At 61.8% G+C, this 16,065-nt stretch carries 14 protein-coding genes; 8 read left to right on the top strand and 6 right to left on the bottom strand.

Going from position 1 to position 16,065, the window contains the following annotated elements:
* Nucleotides 1–95: 95 nt before the first annotated feature.
* The 7 genes from NCS00_RS21370 to NCS00_RS21340 all read left to right on the top strand — a co-directional run bounded on the left by NCS00_RS21370 (nt 96) and on the right by NCS00_RS21340 (nt 8,315).
* A complete protein-coding gene (locus tag NCS00_RS21370; protein WP_250440925.1) occupies nt 96–2,705 on the top strand; it encodes a PAS domain-containing hybrid sensor histidine kinase/response regulator in 2,610 nt (869 codons plus the stop codon).
* Between the two features lie 48 nt (nt 2,706–2,753).
* Complete coding sequence (locus NCS00_RS21365; RefSeq protein ID WP_250436475.1) at nt 2,754–3,341, top strand: peroxidase-related enzyme; 588 nt, start codon at nt 2,754–2,756, stop codon at nt 3,339–3,341.
* A 6-nt stretch (nt 3,342–3,347) separates the two neighbouring features.
* The gene (locus NCS00_RS21360; protein ID WP_175980739.1) at nt 3,348–4,241 is read left to right on the top strand and encodes a LysR substrate-binding domain-containing protein; all 894 of its coding nucleotides are present in this window, start codon (nt 3,348–3,350) and stop codon (nt 4,239–4,241) included.
* A 93-nt stretch (nt 4,242–4,334) separates the two neighbouring features.
* Nucleotides 4,335–5,084 (top strand): SDR family NAD(P)-dependent oxidoreductase, encoded by a 750-nt coding sequence (locus tag NCS00_RS21355; RefSeq protein ID WP_008347913.1) that lies wholly within the window; start codon nt 4,335–4,337, stop codon nt 5,082–5,084.
* Between the two features lie 55 nt (nt 5,085–5,139).
* Nucleotides 5,140–6,468: an MFS transporter gene (locus NCS00_RS21350; protein ID WP_175980735.1), complete on the top strand. Its 1,329-nt coding sequence runs from the start codon at nt 5,140–5,142 to the stop codon at nt 6,466–6,468.
* Nucleotides 6,469–6,492: 24 nt separating this feature from the next.
* A complete protein-coding gene (locus tag NCS00_RS21345; RefSeq protein ID WP_250440924.1) occupies nt 6,493–7,335 on the top strand; it encodes a transketolase in 843 nt (280 codons plus the stop codon).
* Complete coding sequence (locus NCS00_RS21340) at nt 7,332–8,315, top strand: transketolase family protein (protein ID WP_008347908.1); 984 nt, start codon at nt 7,332–7,334, stop codon at nt 8,313–8,315. Before NCS00_RS21345 ends, NCS00_RS21340 begins: the two co-directional genes overlap by 4 nt.
* Before the next feature lie 42 nt (nt 8,316–8,357).
* Here the strand turns inward: NCS00_RS21340 and NCS00_RS21335 are convergent, their stop codons facing one another.
* The 5 genes from NCS00_RS21335 to NCS00_RS21315 all read right to left on the bottom strand — a co-directional run bounded on the left by NCS00_RS21335 (nt 8,358) and on the right by NCS00_RS21315 (nt 13,712).
* Entirely contained in the window at nt 8,358–8,939 is a 582-nt protein-coding gene (locus tag NCS00_RS21335) for a DUF2894 domain-containing protein (RefSeq protein ID WP_250440923.1), read from the bottom strand.
* The gene (locus tag NCS00_RS21330; RefSeq protein WP_008347904.1) at nt 8,932–9,579 is read right to left on the bottom strand and encodes an OmpA family protein; all 648 of its coding nucleotides are present in this window, start codon (nt 9,577–9,579) and stop codon (nt 8,932–8,934) included. The genes NCS00_RS21335 and NCS00_RS21330 overlap by 8 nt, the downstream gene beginning before the upstream one ends.
* Complete coding sequence (locus NCS00_RS21325; protein WP_250440922.1) at nt 9,576–11,822, bottom strand: DUF802 domain-containing protein; 2,247 nt, start codon at nt 11,820–11,822, stop codon at nt 9,576–9,578. Before NCS00_RS21325 ends, NCS00_RS21330 begins: the two co-directional genes overlap by 4 nt.
* Nucleotides 11,823–11,832: 10 nt before the next feature.
* Nucleotides 11,833–12,519: a DUF3348 domain-containing protein gene (locus tag NCS00_RS21320; RefSeq protein WP_175980727.1), complete on the bottom strand. Its 687-nt coding sequence runs from the start codon at nt 12,517–12,519 to the stop codon at nt 11,833–11,835.
* A gap of 107 nt (nt 12,520–12,626) precedes the next feature.
* On the bottom strand, nt 12,627–13,712 hold the full coding sequence (locus NCS00_RS21315) for a linear amide C-N hydrolase (RefSeq protein WP_008347896.1): 1,086 nt from the start codon (nt 13,710–13,712) through the stop codon (nt 12,627–12,629).
* A 245-nt stretch (nt 13,713–13,957) separates the two neighbouring features.
* Between NCS00_RS21315 and NCS00_RS21310 the strand changes: the two genes are divergently transcribed.
* On the top strand, nt 13,958–14,476 hold the full coding sequence (locus NCS00_RS21310; protein ID WP_250440921.1) for a GNAT family N-acetyltransferase: 519 nt from the start codon (nt 13,958–13,960) through the stop codon (nt 14,474–14,476).
* 16 nt (nt 14,477–14,492) lie between these two features.
* Here NCS00_RS21310 and NCS00_RS21305 read toward each other — a convergent pair whose 3' ends face one another.
* Complete coding sequence (locus tag NCS00_RS21305) at nt 14,493–15,962, bottom strand: alkaline phosphatase family protein (protein ID WP_250440920.1); 1,470 nt, start codon at nt 15,960–15,962, stop codon at nt 14,493–14,495.
* Nucleotides 15,963–16,065 lie beyond the last annotated feature (103 nt).

The raw sequence follows: 16,065 nt of genomic DNA, 5'->3' as shown, positions 1-16,065 counted from the left end.
CCCATCGCTTTTGTTGTATGGTATCCCTAAGCTATCAAAGCCTCGGATGGCGTGCGCGGCGACGCTTTTCGCCGGAGTAAGGAAGCAAGGACGCCATGCACGATCCTGCTCATTTCCTGCCGTCGTTTGTGTGGCGCGCGGCACGAGACGGGGTAATCCAGTACGCCAATCCGTGGGCTTGCCGGTATCTCGGCATTCCGTTTCCCGAACTCGTCGGGCAGCATTGGAAAGCTTTTGTTCACCCCGACGACATCCCGCCGGTTCTCGAAGCACTGCGTCAGATGCGCGACGGCACGCTGCTTCGCAACGTCGATGTGCGCCTGTTACGCAACGATGCCGCGTTCCGCTGGCATACGCTCCATCTTCAGGCGCGGCGCGATGAGGAAGGGCAGATCGGCGAGACGGTCGGTGTGGCCATCGACATTCATGAGTGTCGTCACGCATGGGCAATGTATGAAGCCAGCGAGCGGCGCTTGCAGGCCGCTTTCGCGGGCGCACGCATGGGCGCGTGGGAATGGGACATGAAGACGCGCGTCGTACGCATGACCGCACAGCTCGCCGCGCTCTATTCTTTTCCGCCCGGAACCGAAGCGGTTCTTCTTTCGGAAGTGTGGGACCGCGTCGCGCCCGAACATCGCGAGCCGTTTCAGCGCAAGTTGACCGAAGCATTGCGCGATGGCGGACCATTCGAATTCGACTTCGTTCTGGAAAGCGAACAAGGACAACGTCGATGGCTGCGCATGCGCGGGCATCCCGAGTTCGACCGTCATGGCGTGCTCACGCGCGTCTATGGCGTGAGCTTCGATATCAGCACGCAACGCGCCGATGAAGATCGCCTGAGCCTTTCGGAACGACGCTATCGGGCACTCGTCGAAACGACGGGCGCGCTCGTCTGGTCCGCCGATGCAAACGGCGAAATTCGTCCTTCTGGCGGCGAATGGGAACAGTTCACGGGCACATCGCCGGACGTGTTGTCCGGCTGGGGCTGGCTCGATTACATCCATCCCGACGATCGCGAGCACACGCATCAGGCATGGCTCGATGCATTGCGCGACGGCGTCGCTTGCACGCTCACCTTTCGCATGTACCGTCGCGACGGCGTTTATCGCATGGTGCAGGCGCACGCCGCGCCACTCTACGACGACAAGGGTAGCTTGCAGGAATGGTTCGGCACGACGACCGACGTCACGCCGCGCTTCGAAGCGCAAGCCGCAATCGAGGCGCGCAGCTTGCGCCTCACGGTGGCGATGCAGGCCGCGAACATTCATATCGCGTCGCTGGAACTCGCGACGTGGACGTTGTCGCTCGAAACCGGCGGCGAGCGTCAGACCACCGAAACGCTCAGCTATGAGGCAGCGCTCGCACGCGTGCATCCCGATGACAGCGCCATGCTCGATCGCTATGTGCGCAGCATCGCGGCCGGTGAAGACGCCGAGGGACATTTCGAGTTTCGCGTGCGCAACATGCACGGAGAACAGTGGATGCAAGGCAGCGCCCTGCTCCAGCGCAGCAAGGACGGCGAGCCGCTGCGCATCATCGGCAGCGTGATAGACATCACCGAACGCAAGCATATGGAGCTGATGTTGCGCGAAGCGGGACGACGCAAGGACGAGTTCCTCGCGATGCTCGCGCATGAACTGCGCAATCCGCTTGCGCCGCTGCGAACGGCCATAGCGCTCCTGCAAAAGGATCAAGATGGCGACACGCATCCGCGCGATCTTATCGATCTCATGCGCCGGCAAGTGGAGCACATGACGCGCATCGTCGACGACTTGCTGGAGGTTTCGCGCATTACGCAGGGACGCATCGCCTTGCAACTCGAACCGATTCTCGTCGGCACGGCGGTATATCACGCAGTCGAAGCCATTGCGGGCATGGTCGAGTCGCGTTCGCAAAACATTCAAGTCGATGTTTCCGATGCGACGACATGGGTCTGCGGCGATCCCACGCGTCTCTCGCAGATCCTTGTCAACGTGCTGAACAATGCGAGCAAGTACACACCGGAGCAAGGCCGTATCAGCGTGAGTGTGCAGGCTGCCGACGATTCGGTGTCTATCGTCATCGCCGATACGGGCACGGGCATTTCCGCCGACCTTCTGCCGAAAGTATTCGAGCTATTCTCGCAAGGCGAGCGCACGCTCGACCGCTCGAACGGCGGCCTCGGCATCGGGCTTTCTCTCGTGAAGAAGCTCGTGGAAATGCATAAAGGCACGATCACCGTGCAAAGCCCGGGACCGGGCCTCGGCACGACGGTGACCGTGCGGCTGCCGCGTTTGCATCATCACGAAAGGCATTCCGCGCTCGCACTTTCGGAGACGAGCATGCGCGAGACGCGCACGGCGCTGCGCATTCTCGTCGTGGACGATAACCGCGATGCCGCCGATTCGCTCGCGATGCTGTGCGAGTCGGAGGAACATGTCGCGCGCGTCGCGTATTCATCGGCGGAAGCGCTGGAAGCCGCGCCGCTCTTGCAGCCCGATGTGGCGCTGCTCGATATCGGCCTGCCAGATATCGACGGCTACGAACTCGCGCGTCGTTTGCGTCGCAAGGGAGACACGACGCCTTTGCTGATCGCGATCACGGGTTATGGCCAGGCCGAAGACCGATTGCGCGCGCAATCGGCAGGCTTCGACTATCACTTCGTGAAGCCCGTGAATGTCGAGAGCCTCTTGAAGCTATTGTCGTCGCTCACAGTCACGCGTTGACGAACTCTCGCTCTACAATGGGCGTTCGATCAAGCCTTCGAGGACGTCATGACGCCAAAGCCCATCAGCCGCTATCCCGTTCCCGATCCGAAAGAATGGCCCGACGATATCCGCGCACGCATTCTCGAAGTGCAGGACAAGGCGGGGTTCGTGCCGAACGTGTTTCTCACGCTTGCGCACCGGCCCGATGAATTCCGCGCGTTCTTCGCTTATCACGATGCGCTGATGCTCAAGGAAGGCGGCCTGAGCAAGGGCGAGCGCGAGATGATCGTCGTCGCGACGAGCGCGGTGAACGATTGCCTTTATTGCGTCGTCGCGCACGGAGCGATTCTGCGCATCTATGAAAAGAACGCGCTCGTGGCGGATCAGGTGGCGGTGAATCATCGCAAGGCGGATATCACGCCGCGTCAGAAGGCGATGCTCGATTTTGCGCTTAAGGTATGCCGCGCATCGGGCACGGTGAATGATGCCGATTTCGCGGCATTGCACGCGCATGACTTCAGCGATGAAGATATCTGGGATATCGCCGCGATCACCGCATTTTTCGGGTTATCGAATCGCATGGCGAATGTCATTTCAATGCGGCCCAACGACGAGTTCTTTTTGATGGGGCGCGTGCCGAAGGAGCCGAAGTAAGCTTCCATGCGCCTTCCTCCTCTCAAATCCATCATCGCGTTCGAGAGCGTCGCGCGCACGAAGAGCGTCAACCGCGCAGCCGACGAACTCGGCCTCACGCCTTCGGCCGTCAGTCATCAACTGGCGAATCTGGAGAGCATCGTCGGGCGGCCGTTGTTCACGCGGTTCGGCCGCGGTCTCGTCCTCACCCCGACCGGCACGCAATATCTTGCCGACGTCACCGGCGCGCTCGCCGAATTGAATCGCGCGACGGAACGCGCATCGAGCGAAACATCCGTCGAGATACTGCGCATTCATTCGAGTCCGAGCTTCGGCCTGATGTGGCTATTGCCGCGTCTCGCCGCGTTTCAGGAAGCCAATGGCGATATTCAAATGAACCTCGCGTGCTCGTATGAAGACGTGTCGTTCACATCGGGTTACTACGATATCGCCGTGCGTCATGGCTATGCTCATTGGACCGATGTCGAAGTGAAGACGCTGCGGCATGAAAGCATTGCGCCGCTCGCTTCGCGCGCCTATCTCGAACGCTTTCCAGTCGCTACGCCAGATGATCTGCTCGACCGTCGTCTGATTCTCTCCGAATCGCCGCTCGTTCAATGGCAGCAGTGGTTCGGCAAGTTCGGCGTCGCGGTGAAGCGCAAGGCATTCGACTTTTCATTCGACCGCTCGTACATGTCGCTCGAAGCGGCCGCGCTCGGTCACGGCATCGCGCTCGAAAGCACGATGCTCGCGTCCGGGCATCTGGAACGCGGTTCGCTCGTGCCTGTATTCGGCAAGGAATACGCGGTCGAAGTCGGCGCGCATCATCTCGTTTACCCGAGTCAAAACGCCGGATTGCCACGCGTCGCAAAGTTTCTGGCGTGGATGGATCAGCAAATCGAGCGTCGCGGCGATACCTGAAAATTTCTCAGCAATAGTTGAGCCAAACTGCGTTGATCGTCAGGTCGAAGGCGGAGAAACTGCGCCTACACCAGACAACCAACGGAGACAACGATGTTGCTCGAGAACCAGGTAGTGATCGTCACGGGCGCGGCTTCGGCGCGCGGTATCGGCAAGGCAACGGCGAAGGCGCTTGCGGCGCAAGGCGCGCGCATCGTCGTGCTGGATCTGAAGGAAGCAGACGCGCAAAGCGCCGCGAACGATCTGGGCGATGGCCATCTCGGTCTCGCTTGCGACGTCACCGATAAGAACGCGTGCATCGCGGCCGCCAATGCCACCATCGATAAATACGGACGCATCGACGCGCTCATCAACAACGCGGGCATCACGCAGCCGATCAAGACGCTGGAGATAGGCGCCGATAACTTCGATGCCGTCATCGACGTGAATCTGCGCGGCACGCTGTATATGTCGCAAGCCGTTATTCCGCAGATGAAAAAGCAGAAGAGCGGCAGCATCGTATGCATGTCGTCAGTGTCGGCGCAACGTGGCGGCGGCATCTTCGGCGGGCCGCATTACAGCGCGGCGAAGGCCGGCGTGCTGGGCCTCGCGAAGGCAATGGCGCGTGAATTCGGCGCCGACGGCATCCGTGTGAATTCGATCACGCCGGGCCTCATTCAAACCGACATCACCGGTGACAAGCTCACGCCCGAAATGCGCGCGGACATCATCAAGAGCATTCCGCTCGCGCGTCTCGGCGATGCAGCGGATATCGCCAACGCGTGCCTGTATCTCGCGAGCGATCTTTCTTCCTATCTCACTGGCGTCACACTCGATGTCAACGGCGGCATGCTGATTCATTGATTGCACGTACGGGCGCACCTGGAAACCAGGGCGCCGAACATGGATGGAGACACACATGAAATCAAAGTTATCCGCGGCGGCGGTAAGCGCTGAGTTCACATCGTCCGACGATGCCGCCAGCTTCGAAGCAAAGACCTATGCCAAGGTCGGACGCCGCCTGATTCCCTTTCTGATGCTGTGCTATCTCGGCGCGTATCTGGATCGCGTGAACGTCGGCTTCGCCAAGCTGCAGATGCTCAACGATTTGCGCTTCTCCGAAACCATCTACGGCATCGGCGCGGGCATCTTCTTTCTCGGCTACTTCCTGTTCGAAGTGCCCAGTAACGTCATCCTTCATAAAGTGGGCGCGCGCAACTGGCTCGCACGCATCATGCTGACGTGGGCCGTGATATCCGCGAGCTTCGTGTTCGTGAAGTCACCGACAGTCTTCTATGTCCTGCGATTTTTGCTTGGCGTCGCAGAAGCGGGTTTCGCGCCGGGCGTCATTCTCTATTTGACGTACTGGTTTCCCGCCGCGCGCCGCGCCAAGGCGCTCTCGCTGTTCTTCATGGCGATTCCGCTCGCGGGCATCGTCGGCGGACCGCTCTCGGGCTACATCATGCATGCGTTCCAGGGCGTGCAGGGGCTCGCCGGATGGAAGTGGCTCTTCATGCTCGAAGCGCTGCCTTCGCTCTTCCTGGGTGTCGCGATCCTGTTCTACCTCGACAACGGCATCGCCGGCGCGAAGTGGCTCAGCGACGAAGAGAAAGCATTGCTTCGGCGCAATGTCGAGAAGGACAACGCGCAGACGGTGAAGCACGTATCGATCCGCGCGTTCATCGGCGATCGTCGTCTTTGGCTGATGGCCGCGATCTACTTCTGCGTCGTGATGGGTCAATACGGACTCACGTTCTGGCTGCCGACCATCGTGCGCCGCACCGGCGTAGCGGACCCGCTGTGGGTCGGCATTCTCACCGCGATTCCGTATCTTTGCGCCATCGTCGCGCTGCCGCTGATCGGTGCAAGTGCCGACAAGCGTCGCGAACGCCGCCTGCATCTCGCGATTCCGATGCTTGTGTCCGCAGCCGGCTTCGCCACCTTGCCGATGCTCGGCAGCGTGGGCGCATCGATCGTCTGCGTGAGCATCGCGGCAGCAGGCATCCTCGCGTCATCGTCGCAATTCTGGTCCTTGCCTACGGCTGTGCTGGGCGGCATGTCGGCGGCGGCGGGCATTGCCGCGGTCAACTGCTTCGCCAATCTCGCGGGCTTCTTCTCGCCTGCCATCGTCGGATGGCTCAACGACTTCACCGGCAAATCGACCGCGGGCCTGATCTTCATTTCCATAGCCATCGTGATCGGCGCGGCGCTCGTGTTCTTCGTGCCCGCGAAAACGGTCAATCGCTAATTTTATTAATCAAGGAGACAACGCATGAATGCTCCCGTTATCGAAGAGGTGACGCTCGCCGAGCGCGCCTATCGTATCCGCCGCAATGCCCTTCTGATGGGCGAAGTGCAAGGTCAAGGTTATATCGGCCAGGCGCTCGATATCGCCGATGTGCTGGCCGTCGCCTACTTCGGCGCGATGAACTACCGCCCCGACGATCCCGAATGGGAAGGCCGCGACCGCTTCCTGCTGTCGAACGGTCACTATGCAATTGCGCTGTATGCCGCGCTCTTCGAAGCAGGCATCCTGCCGCAAGAGGAACTCGAAACCTATGGCAGCGACGATAGCCGTCTGCCGATGTCCGGCATGGCAAGCTACACGCCCGGCATGGAAATGTCCGGCGGGTCGCTCGGGCAAGGTCTCACGATCGCTGTGGGCCGCTGCCTCGGTCTGAAGCGCAAGGGCTCGAGGTCTTTCGTGTACACGCTCTTCTCCGATGGCGAGCTCGATGAAGGCTCGATCTGGGAAGGTCTGATGTCGGCGGCGCACTGGAAGCTCGACAATCTCATCGCAATGGTCGATGTGAACAATCAGCAGGCGGACGGCCCGTCGACGCAGATCATGTCGTTCGAGCCGCTCGTCGACAAGCTCGAAGCATTCGGCTGGTACGTGCAGCGCGTGAACGGCAACGACATCGATGCGGTGAAGAACGCTTTCGACAACGCGCGCAATCTTGAGGACGCGAAGCCGCGCATCATCGTATGCGATACGCAGATGGGCCGTGGCGTGCCCTTTCTCGAACAACGCGAGAAAAACCACTTCATCCGCGTCGATGCCCATGAATGGCAACTGGCGCTGCAAGCACTCGAAGCAGGGAGACAAGCATGAGCACTCGTTTGAAGACATCCGCGATGATCGCGTCGATCGCAAGCGAAGGACAGGTCACGCGTTCGGCCCCCTTCGGCCATGCGCTCGTGGAAGAAGCGCGCACGAAGACGAATATCATCGGCATGACGGCCGATCTCGGCAAGTACACGGACCTGCATATCTTCGCGAAGGCATTCCCCGAGCGTTACTACCAGATGGGCATGGCCGAGCAATTGCTGATGGGCGCGGCTGCGGGCTTCGCACACGAAGGCGCGCAGCCGTTCGTGACGACGTACGCGGTATTCGCGACGCGCCGTGCGTATGACTTCATCCATCAAACGATCGCGGAAGACAATCTCGATGTAAAGATCGTCGCCGCGCTGCCGGGACTCACGACGGGTTACGGCCCGAGCCATCAAGCCGCGGAGGACCTCGCACTGATGCGCGCGATGCCGAACATGACCGTGATCGATCCGTGCGATGCGCTCGATATCGAACAGATGGTACCCGCGATCGCCGCGCACAAAGGTCCGGTGTATGCGCGTCTCTTGCGCGGCAACGTGCCCGCCGTGCTCGACGAATACGACTATCGCTTTGAACTCGGCAAGGCGAAGCTGCTGCGCGATGGCCGCGACGTGCTCATCATTTCGTCGGGCATTCTGACGATGCGCGCGCTCGAAACCGCGAAGGCATTGCAAGCCGATAACGTCGATGTCGCCGTGCTGCATGTGCCGACGATCAAGCCGCTCGACACGGAGACGATCGTCCGCGAAGCGAAGCGCTCGGGACGTCTCGTCGTGGTGGCGGAAAACCATACGGTGATCGGCGGGCTCGGCGAAGCGGTGGCAACCGCACTGCTGACGGCGGGGGTCGCGCCGGCTTATCGTCAGATCGCATTGCCCGATGCGTTCCTCGATGCAGGCGCGTTGCCTACGCTGCACGATCGCTACGGCATTTCGACGAACGTGATGTCGAGCACGATCAAAGGCTGGCTCGCGTAACAGGCTGCATGCCGCGCGATCGATGAATCGCGCGGCGCTTCATCACTTCTTCTTGCGTCCGCCCTTCTTCGCACCCGACGCTTCTTTCGCGACGGTCACAGTCGGCCCGTTCAACTCTTCCATCCACGAAAGCGCATCGACGTAGGCAAGAAATTGCTGGAGATAACCCGGCGATACTTCGCGCATCAGCGACAACGAACGATGCACGAGACTGCTCGAATTGAGCGGTCCTGCGTTTCGGGGCACCTGTGCGAGCGAATCGCGCAACTGCTTTTCCGCACTGACTTTCGACCATACCGCGCGAAAGTAATCGAGCAACTCCGCATGAGATGTTCCATGCATCGAAGATGCTTTGGCGATGTCAGCGATCAGCGTTGCCAGCGGACCGCGCACATCGGCATCGCTTATCGGTGCATCGGAAGATGCAGCACGTTCCATATCGCTTCGATACGCATCGAGCAATTGCGCGACACGTTCATCGAGCAGGCGACGCGCCTCGCCTTCATACGCGGCCGCGCGCTTGTCCAGCGCAACGATCAGATGGAAGCGCACGGGATTCGCGCGATCGTCGCCATTCGCGCGCCATGCTTCGAGTATCGCGCGTGCAGAGGCCACGTTACTCATGCGCCTTCACCGCGCCATCCGACGAGCGCGGCACAGCTGAAATCTCCACGCGACGATTCTTCGCCCGCCCGCTTTCATCGGCATTGGAACTCACCGGCTGTTCCGAGCCGAACGCCGCCGCGAACACCGACGACGAAGGCACGCCCGCATCGATCAACGCGCGCATGACCGTCAGTGCGCGTTTCGCTGAAAGCTCCCAGTTGTCCGCGAATCGGCGGTTGCCTTCGTGGACTTGCTGATCGTCGGCGAAACCGCTCACCATGAGAATCTCTTCATGCGCACGTAGATACGTCGAAAGCGGCGCTGCGAGACTCTTCAGCACATCGCGGCCCTGCGGCTGCAATTGATCGGAATTGAGCGCGAAAAGCACGCTGCCGCTGATGCCGATGCGACCGTTCACGAGCGTCACGCGTCCCGATGCGAGCGGTCCCGCGAGCGCCTGTTCCAGCGTCTTGCGGCGCTGCGTCTCTTCCTGACGATGCTTCACCTCTTCGTCGAGCTTGTTCTCCAGCTGCAACTGCACGCCGATCACGCCGACGAGTATCAGCACGAACGCGCCCAGCAGCACCGACATCAGATCGGCGAACGCGGCCCAGATCGGCGCGGCGTGTTCCGCGCCGCCGTCGATTTCCTCGTTCATGCCGCGCGCGCTCCGGCCACGCGTTGCCCGGCGATATGCTGCAAGTCCTCGACGATCTGCTTCTGCGACATCATGCTCAGGTCGATCACTTCCTTCGCCTGCGCAACGTAATACGCGAGCTGTTCATCGCTGCGCGCAAGCGATTTGTCGAGCGCGCTCTCGATGCGTTCGAGATGCGCGACGAGCTTGTCGTTCGATTCGCCGAAAGACTGCACGGCCGCGCCGAACGCATCCGAGAGGCTCGCCATTTCGACGGCGCTCGTCGTCACTTGCGCGGCCATCGAAACGAGTTTGCCGGCCTCGGCTTCGACCGTGCCGGTGAACTGCGCGCCGACGCGTTCGAGCAGCGTCGCCGATGTGTCGACGAGCGCATCGATCGCGGCGCGTTGCTCGTTCGATGCGAGGTTCACCGCGCCGAGCAATGTCTCGACGGTGGCGAGCAAGCGGCTGCGTTCATCGAGCATCGCGGTATCGCGGACCATCGAATCGGACAGCTTCTGACGCATTTCGGCGACGACTTCGGCGGCTGCCTTCGGTGCTTCAGATGCAGCCTGCACGAGCCGCTCGATCTCCGCGATGGTCGCGCTCGCGTGTGTCTGCGATTGCGCGGACATGTCGCGCGCGGTTTGCGCGAGGGCATCGCAGATGTCCTTCTGACGATTCGCCGCGACGTCGCTCGTTTGCTGCCATTGCTCGCGCAACGAGCCGGTCATCGAGTCGAGCGCGCTGCTCCATGCGGCGAGGCGCTCTTCCCCGCTTTGCGCGAGTTCGGCGCGTAAATCCGCATGCGAACGATCGACCGATTGCACGAGCGCCGCTGCATGTTGCTCGAAGCTGGCCGCCGCGGTCGTCAACGCGTTCTGGTTCTGCGCGGCTGCCTGCTCGCTCGCGCGCGCGTGCTGTGCGAGCGCATCGGTCCACGCTTGCGACATGTTTCCCGTCGCGGTTTCGAGGCGCGCGGACACATCGTCGATCAAGCCGGACGAACGCGTATCGAAAGTCTGTGCGAAGCGTTCCAGCGATGCATCCATGCGTGCGACGAGCGCATCGCGCGATTGCTCGTGCTTCGCAACCGACGACGCCAGCGCGCCCGACACGCGATCCATTTGCGCGGACACGCCATCGACGAGATGCGTCGAACGTTGCTCGAATGCTTGCGCGAAGCGATCGAGCGACGCGCTCATCTCGCCGACGAGCGTTGCGTTCGACTGCGCGTGCTTCGCGAGCGATGCGTTCCAGATGTCCGCGACCTTCGCCGACGATGCCTCGAAGCCGCTCGACAAGCCTTCCAGTTGACGCGCCACCGCCTGCTCGACATTGCCGTGCAACGCGGTGACTTCGCGCGCGATGCCGTCCATCGTCGCCTGCATGACGGGCTGCAACGCGGCGCTCGCGGCGCGCGCGCTATCGGCAACGCTTTGCTTCAACGACAGTTCGACCGATGTTGCGAGCCGCCGATACGACGTCTCCGCTTTCGCATGAAACGCATCCTGACTCGCGATCTGACGCTCGCTCGCGGCGAGGCTTTGCTGTTCGATTGCGATCGTCATCGACTGAAGACGATCGACGAGCTTCGGCATCAGTTCGGTCTGAAGCTGCAGCAGCTTGAACGTTTCGTCGCGTTGATGCGCCTGCGTGAAGACGCGAAGTGTCGTCGCGATCTTCACGTCGAGTTGCTGCGTGACATGAAGACGCTCGCGACGGCACAGCGCCGACAGCAGGCCGAGCATCGCGGATGTCGCGACACCCGCGATCGACGTGCCGAACGCGAAGCCCAGCCCAGTCACGGGCGCGGAAAGCGATGCGCGGATCGCCGTCAGATCGGATGCGCTTTGCAGCGCCGTGCCGGTGCCGCGCAAGGTCGCGACCATGCCGAGCAGCGTACCGAGCATGCCGAGCAACACGAGCAGACCGACGAGATACGGCGCGAGCACCGGACCGGGCAACGGCGCGCGCTCGCCTTCGACACGCAGACGCACCGCATTGCGCAGGCTCGGATCGAGGCTGTCGAGCCACACGGCGAGGCTGCGCGGCGCGGTCGAGAGTTGTGCGACGGCCTGTTCGAGCGAGCCGGTGATCTGTTGATAGCGGCGCAATTCCGCCGCGCCCGCGAGATAGCATGCGGCGATCACGAGCGTGACGGCGAACGCGATCGCATTCGACGTGACGTATGCAATGCCGATGCCGAGCACCGCGGCGAGGCCAATCGAAAATACAGCGATGTTCAAAAGATTTCGGGGCATAGCGAGCCAGTTAGCGGGGCCGAAGAGCCGCGAGCAAGCCTTCGATCGGTTGAAAACGAACATCCAGTTCGGCGAGCAGCACGCTCTGCAGATCCTTGCGAAACACGTCGAGCCATGCATTCGGCGCCGATGTCTCGACAGCGGCTTGAGCGCGCTTCAGACGCTCGAAATGCTTGCCGAGCAGCGCGGGCACGTTGCCGAGCAGACTGCGTTCGCGCGCGCTCAACGCCTGTTCCATCACGGCATCGACGACGGCGAGACGCGCCATGTCCGGCGATTTCGTCGCGAGCGTCGATCGCAGACGCGTGCGCAGCGCACCGATGTCGGATTCCATCGCTTGCTGCAAGGACACATAGCGCTGACGAAAGTCCGCGTAGTCGATGGGCGCATCGTCGGACGACGGCTTCACCGGCGCACGATTCCTGCGGCGCACGGCCGCTTCCTCGCGTGCGAATGCGCCTGCGAGCGAGTTGCGCACGCGCGCGCACTCTTCTTCCACCTCGCGCGCAACGGATCGCGCGCCCGACGCGGCGGGCGGATCGGATGCGAGCGCAGTGGACAGCGCAATCGCATCGGTCCAGCCGAGCCATTGGCTCAGGCGGTCCGCGAGCGATTGAGCGGGTTCGTGAACGTCGAGATCGGCAAAATGTGCCAGCAGGCGAACGAGCGCCGGGCCGCTGAATGCCGTGCGCTTCATGCCTTGCACAGGATCACCGGGGGCAAAAGGACACTATTTTACCTGCGCGGGCGAAATCGATGCCCCGTTTCGTGCGGAGCCGCGACAACATCGAGGCAAATGCTGGCTCATGGCGCCTTCGCGGGCATGAACGCGAAAGGCTGCGTCGCGACGAAGCTGCCCGCGGTCTCGCCGGAGAAGACCTGTCCCGAATCGATCGTCAGCTTCATCACCGGCGCGCCTGGATTCAGGTTGAGCTTCTTGAGCGACACCCAGAACGTATCGGGCCGCGTCGCTGAATCGAAGTAATAGATCAGGTTCTGCTGATCCGAGACCGTGCGCCATATCGTCGACGACAGATTCGGCTGCTCCGGCGTGCTGATGCCGAGCGGCACGCTCACCGAACGCATGAGACTCATCACGCTCGCGACGGCCTGGAACGCGTACGACTGCTGCGGCACGCCCGCCATGTAATTCGCATCGGCCTGCTTCGGAATCGCATCGAGCAGAAACGACGCGCGCACGAAGCGGTCCGCCGCGCGATTCGTGCCCGGCAAGAAGCCCATGCCGCCGACGCTTCTCCAGTAAGTATCGATAGCAAGCTGTTCATCGTAGATCGGCGAGTTGGTCATCACCTTGTACTTCTTGCCTTGATGAATGATGAGCTTGCCGTTGATGTACTCGAAGATAGCAGAGTCGCCGCGCGCATCGGAAAGAGAAAGATGGATCGTCAGCGGCTTGCCGTTGGGCAGGGGCGGCGCGATGATCTGGAACGGTTCGCGCGACATCACATACACGGCTTGCCCGACGGTCGCGAAGTTATCGAGCGCATATTGCGCCCACAGACTGATCGACATCGGATCGCGCTTCGGGTCGGGCTTGCCGTAATCGGTCTCCGCGAGATAGAGCGCATTGGCGACGAGCCCGCGCTCGTTCATGCCGTCCACCGTGCCAATTTCATAACCCGACACCACCACGCTGCCGTACTTCGATTTCCATTTGATCGAGCGCGGCCCCGCGTTGCCATCGCGTTCGATGCCCGCGGGCATCACCCAGAGATTGGAACGCATGTCCTCGGACCAGTCCATCGAACGGCCGGTGATGACGAGGCCTTTGTCGCCGACATAGAGCGTGCGCGTGCAGGCAAGCGCGAGCGACGTGGAGAGCAATGCCAGCGCGAAGAGGAAAGCGAACGTTCGAATCAGACGGGTCATGGCCGTGTTCCCTTTTCGTTGGTTCGTGAAGCCGCCTTCAGAAATATTGGATTCGCCCTGCTTTGTAAAGCGCACCGGTGGCAACAAGGGCGTCGTCTTTATGATTACCCGATGGTGACAATTACCTGAAGACATTCGATCGGCGCATGGGCTAAGGATTTATTTCCGATTCGTCCGCCTGCGAAGAGGAGATGTGAGGCGCCCGGCTATCATGGATGTCCCCCCATTTGTTCATTGCATGCGTTATGCAGAATGCCATCATCCCGCCGATCAGACGCCTGACGCCCGCCGACGCACAAGCGTTCCGCGATATTCGTCTCGAAGGCCTGCAGCGTTATCCAACGTCGTTCGGCGCTTCGTATGACGACGAGCGCATGCAGACGCCCGACTGGTTCGGCGCGCGCATCGCGGATCACGCGGTGTTCGGTGGCGACGGCCGCGATGGCATGTTAGCCGGGGTAGCCGGGCTGCTCGTGCCGACGGGCGCAAAGCTCCGGCACAAAGGCGTTCTCTGGGGCATGTACGTGCGCGAGAGTGCGCGCGGCACGGGACTTGCCGCTGCGCTCGTCGATGCCGTGCTTGCGTACGCGCGGGGCGTCGTCGACGAAATCAAGCTCGAAGTCGCGCCGGACAATCTCGCTGCAATGAGGCTGTATCGCGCGGCGGGATTCGTCGAATACGCGCGCGAGCCGCGTGCGCTGAAGATCGACGGCACGTATCACGATTCGGTCCTCATGACGCTCGACTTCGCGCGCGGTGCATAGCGCGTCGATCAGGAAATCACGAAGAAGGGAATCCCAGCGCAGTTGCCTTGGCGCGCAAGTCGGCGAAGCGCCCGCCGGGCGTCGGCGTCTGCGATGCGCCCTCCGCTGCTTTCGCCGTCCGCGACTTGTCGATGGTCTCGAGACCCGATCCTGTCGACGCCGTGTTCGAGCATTCGAGTCCGAACGGCCCTTGCGCCACCGTAATCGCGGGCGCATCGGTGCGTGGCGCATCGCTCAGATCGAGCGCGTAAGCCATGTTGAACGTGGTCGGATCGCTCGCGCGCACGCCCAGCGGATCGAGCCCGAAGCGCCAGACAAGCAGTTGATGGATCGAACTCGGATCGAACGGATAGCGCGCCACGTTGTTCGCGCGCACGCGCGGTCCGAGCAATACGCATGGCACACGAAAACCCAAGCGGCCGTCGTTGCCGAGCTTCTGTTCCGCCTCCGACAGCGACTTGACCGGCGGCGCGACATGCTCGAAGAATCCGCCCCACTCGTCGTAGACGACGATCATGAGCGTCTTGCTCCAGTTTGGGCTCGTGCGCAGCGCTTCGTAGATTTGCGCGAGCAGGACCTGGCCGTTGCGGACATCGGCATGAGGATGATCGTCGTTGGACGTGCCGTTCGCCTCGCCGGCAAAGCTCGGATCGACCATGCAGAACGACGGCAGATTGCCGCCCGCCGCATCGGACAGGAAATCGGAAAAGAGCTTCGAGCGGCCGACGTAACGCGTGCCGTAAAGCGCCGTGAACGGCACGTCATGAAAGTAATACTTCGACGACACGTTCTTCGCATCGAGCCGGTCCCAGATCGTCGATAGCGACGATGTATCGAGCGTATCGCTCAAGCGATCCGTTTCGCCGCTATGCAGATAGACGCGGTTCGGAAACGTGTCGGCGAGAATGCCGCTCATGTAGTAATCGCAGACGGTGTATTGCGTCGCCGCCTGTCGATAGAACTCGAGATCGCTGCCCGTGAAGTAACCGATCGGCAGCAGATCGCCGCGCGTCTTGTTCGTATCCGGCGTGAGCAGGAAGCCGTTCATCGCGCCGTTCGCGAGATGCGTGCGGCCTGCGTCGTAGGCGTGATCGGGATCGGCAAACTGGCAGCCTTGATAACCAAACGCAGCGTTGGCCGACAGCGCGAATGTCGATTGCACCGTGCCGAACGCATCGGTGAACTGCTTACCCGCCTGCACGCCCTCCGCGCCCGGCACCCAGCCGAGCATGTGATCGAAGGAGCGGTTTTCCATCGTCACGAGCACCATGTGATCGATGCCCGAAGTCTCCGGCGCGGGCAACGCCGGACGCGGCAGATTCGCGCGATCGGACGGAATCGTGCCGATAGGACTCGTCGGCGTGACGGTGCCCGAGTCATCGTCGCTGCCGCCGCCACCGCAGGCCGACAGCATCGCCGTGCTGGCGAACGCGGCAAGCAGACGCCGGCGTACCGCGTCGGGTTCGTTGGAAGGCTTGTGTGCCATGACGGCGCTCCATGTGAGTGTTGTTATCGAACGCCGTTCTCGGAAACGCGGTTGCGCCTCGAACATCGAACGCGAACGGCTTGTGGGTGCCGGGTTGTAGCAC

It is taken from the genome of Caballeronia sp. AZ1_KS37, from assembly GCF_023631165.1.
Classification (GTDB): domain Bacteria; phylum Pseudomonadota; class Gammaproteobacteria; order Burkholderiales; family Burkholderiaceae; genus Caballeronia; species Caballeronia zhejiangensis.
The sequence above is the reverse complement of the archived record's forward strand: the minus strand, read 5'-3'. Positions and strand labels throughout refer to the sequence as shown.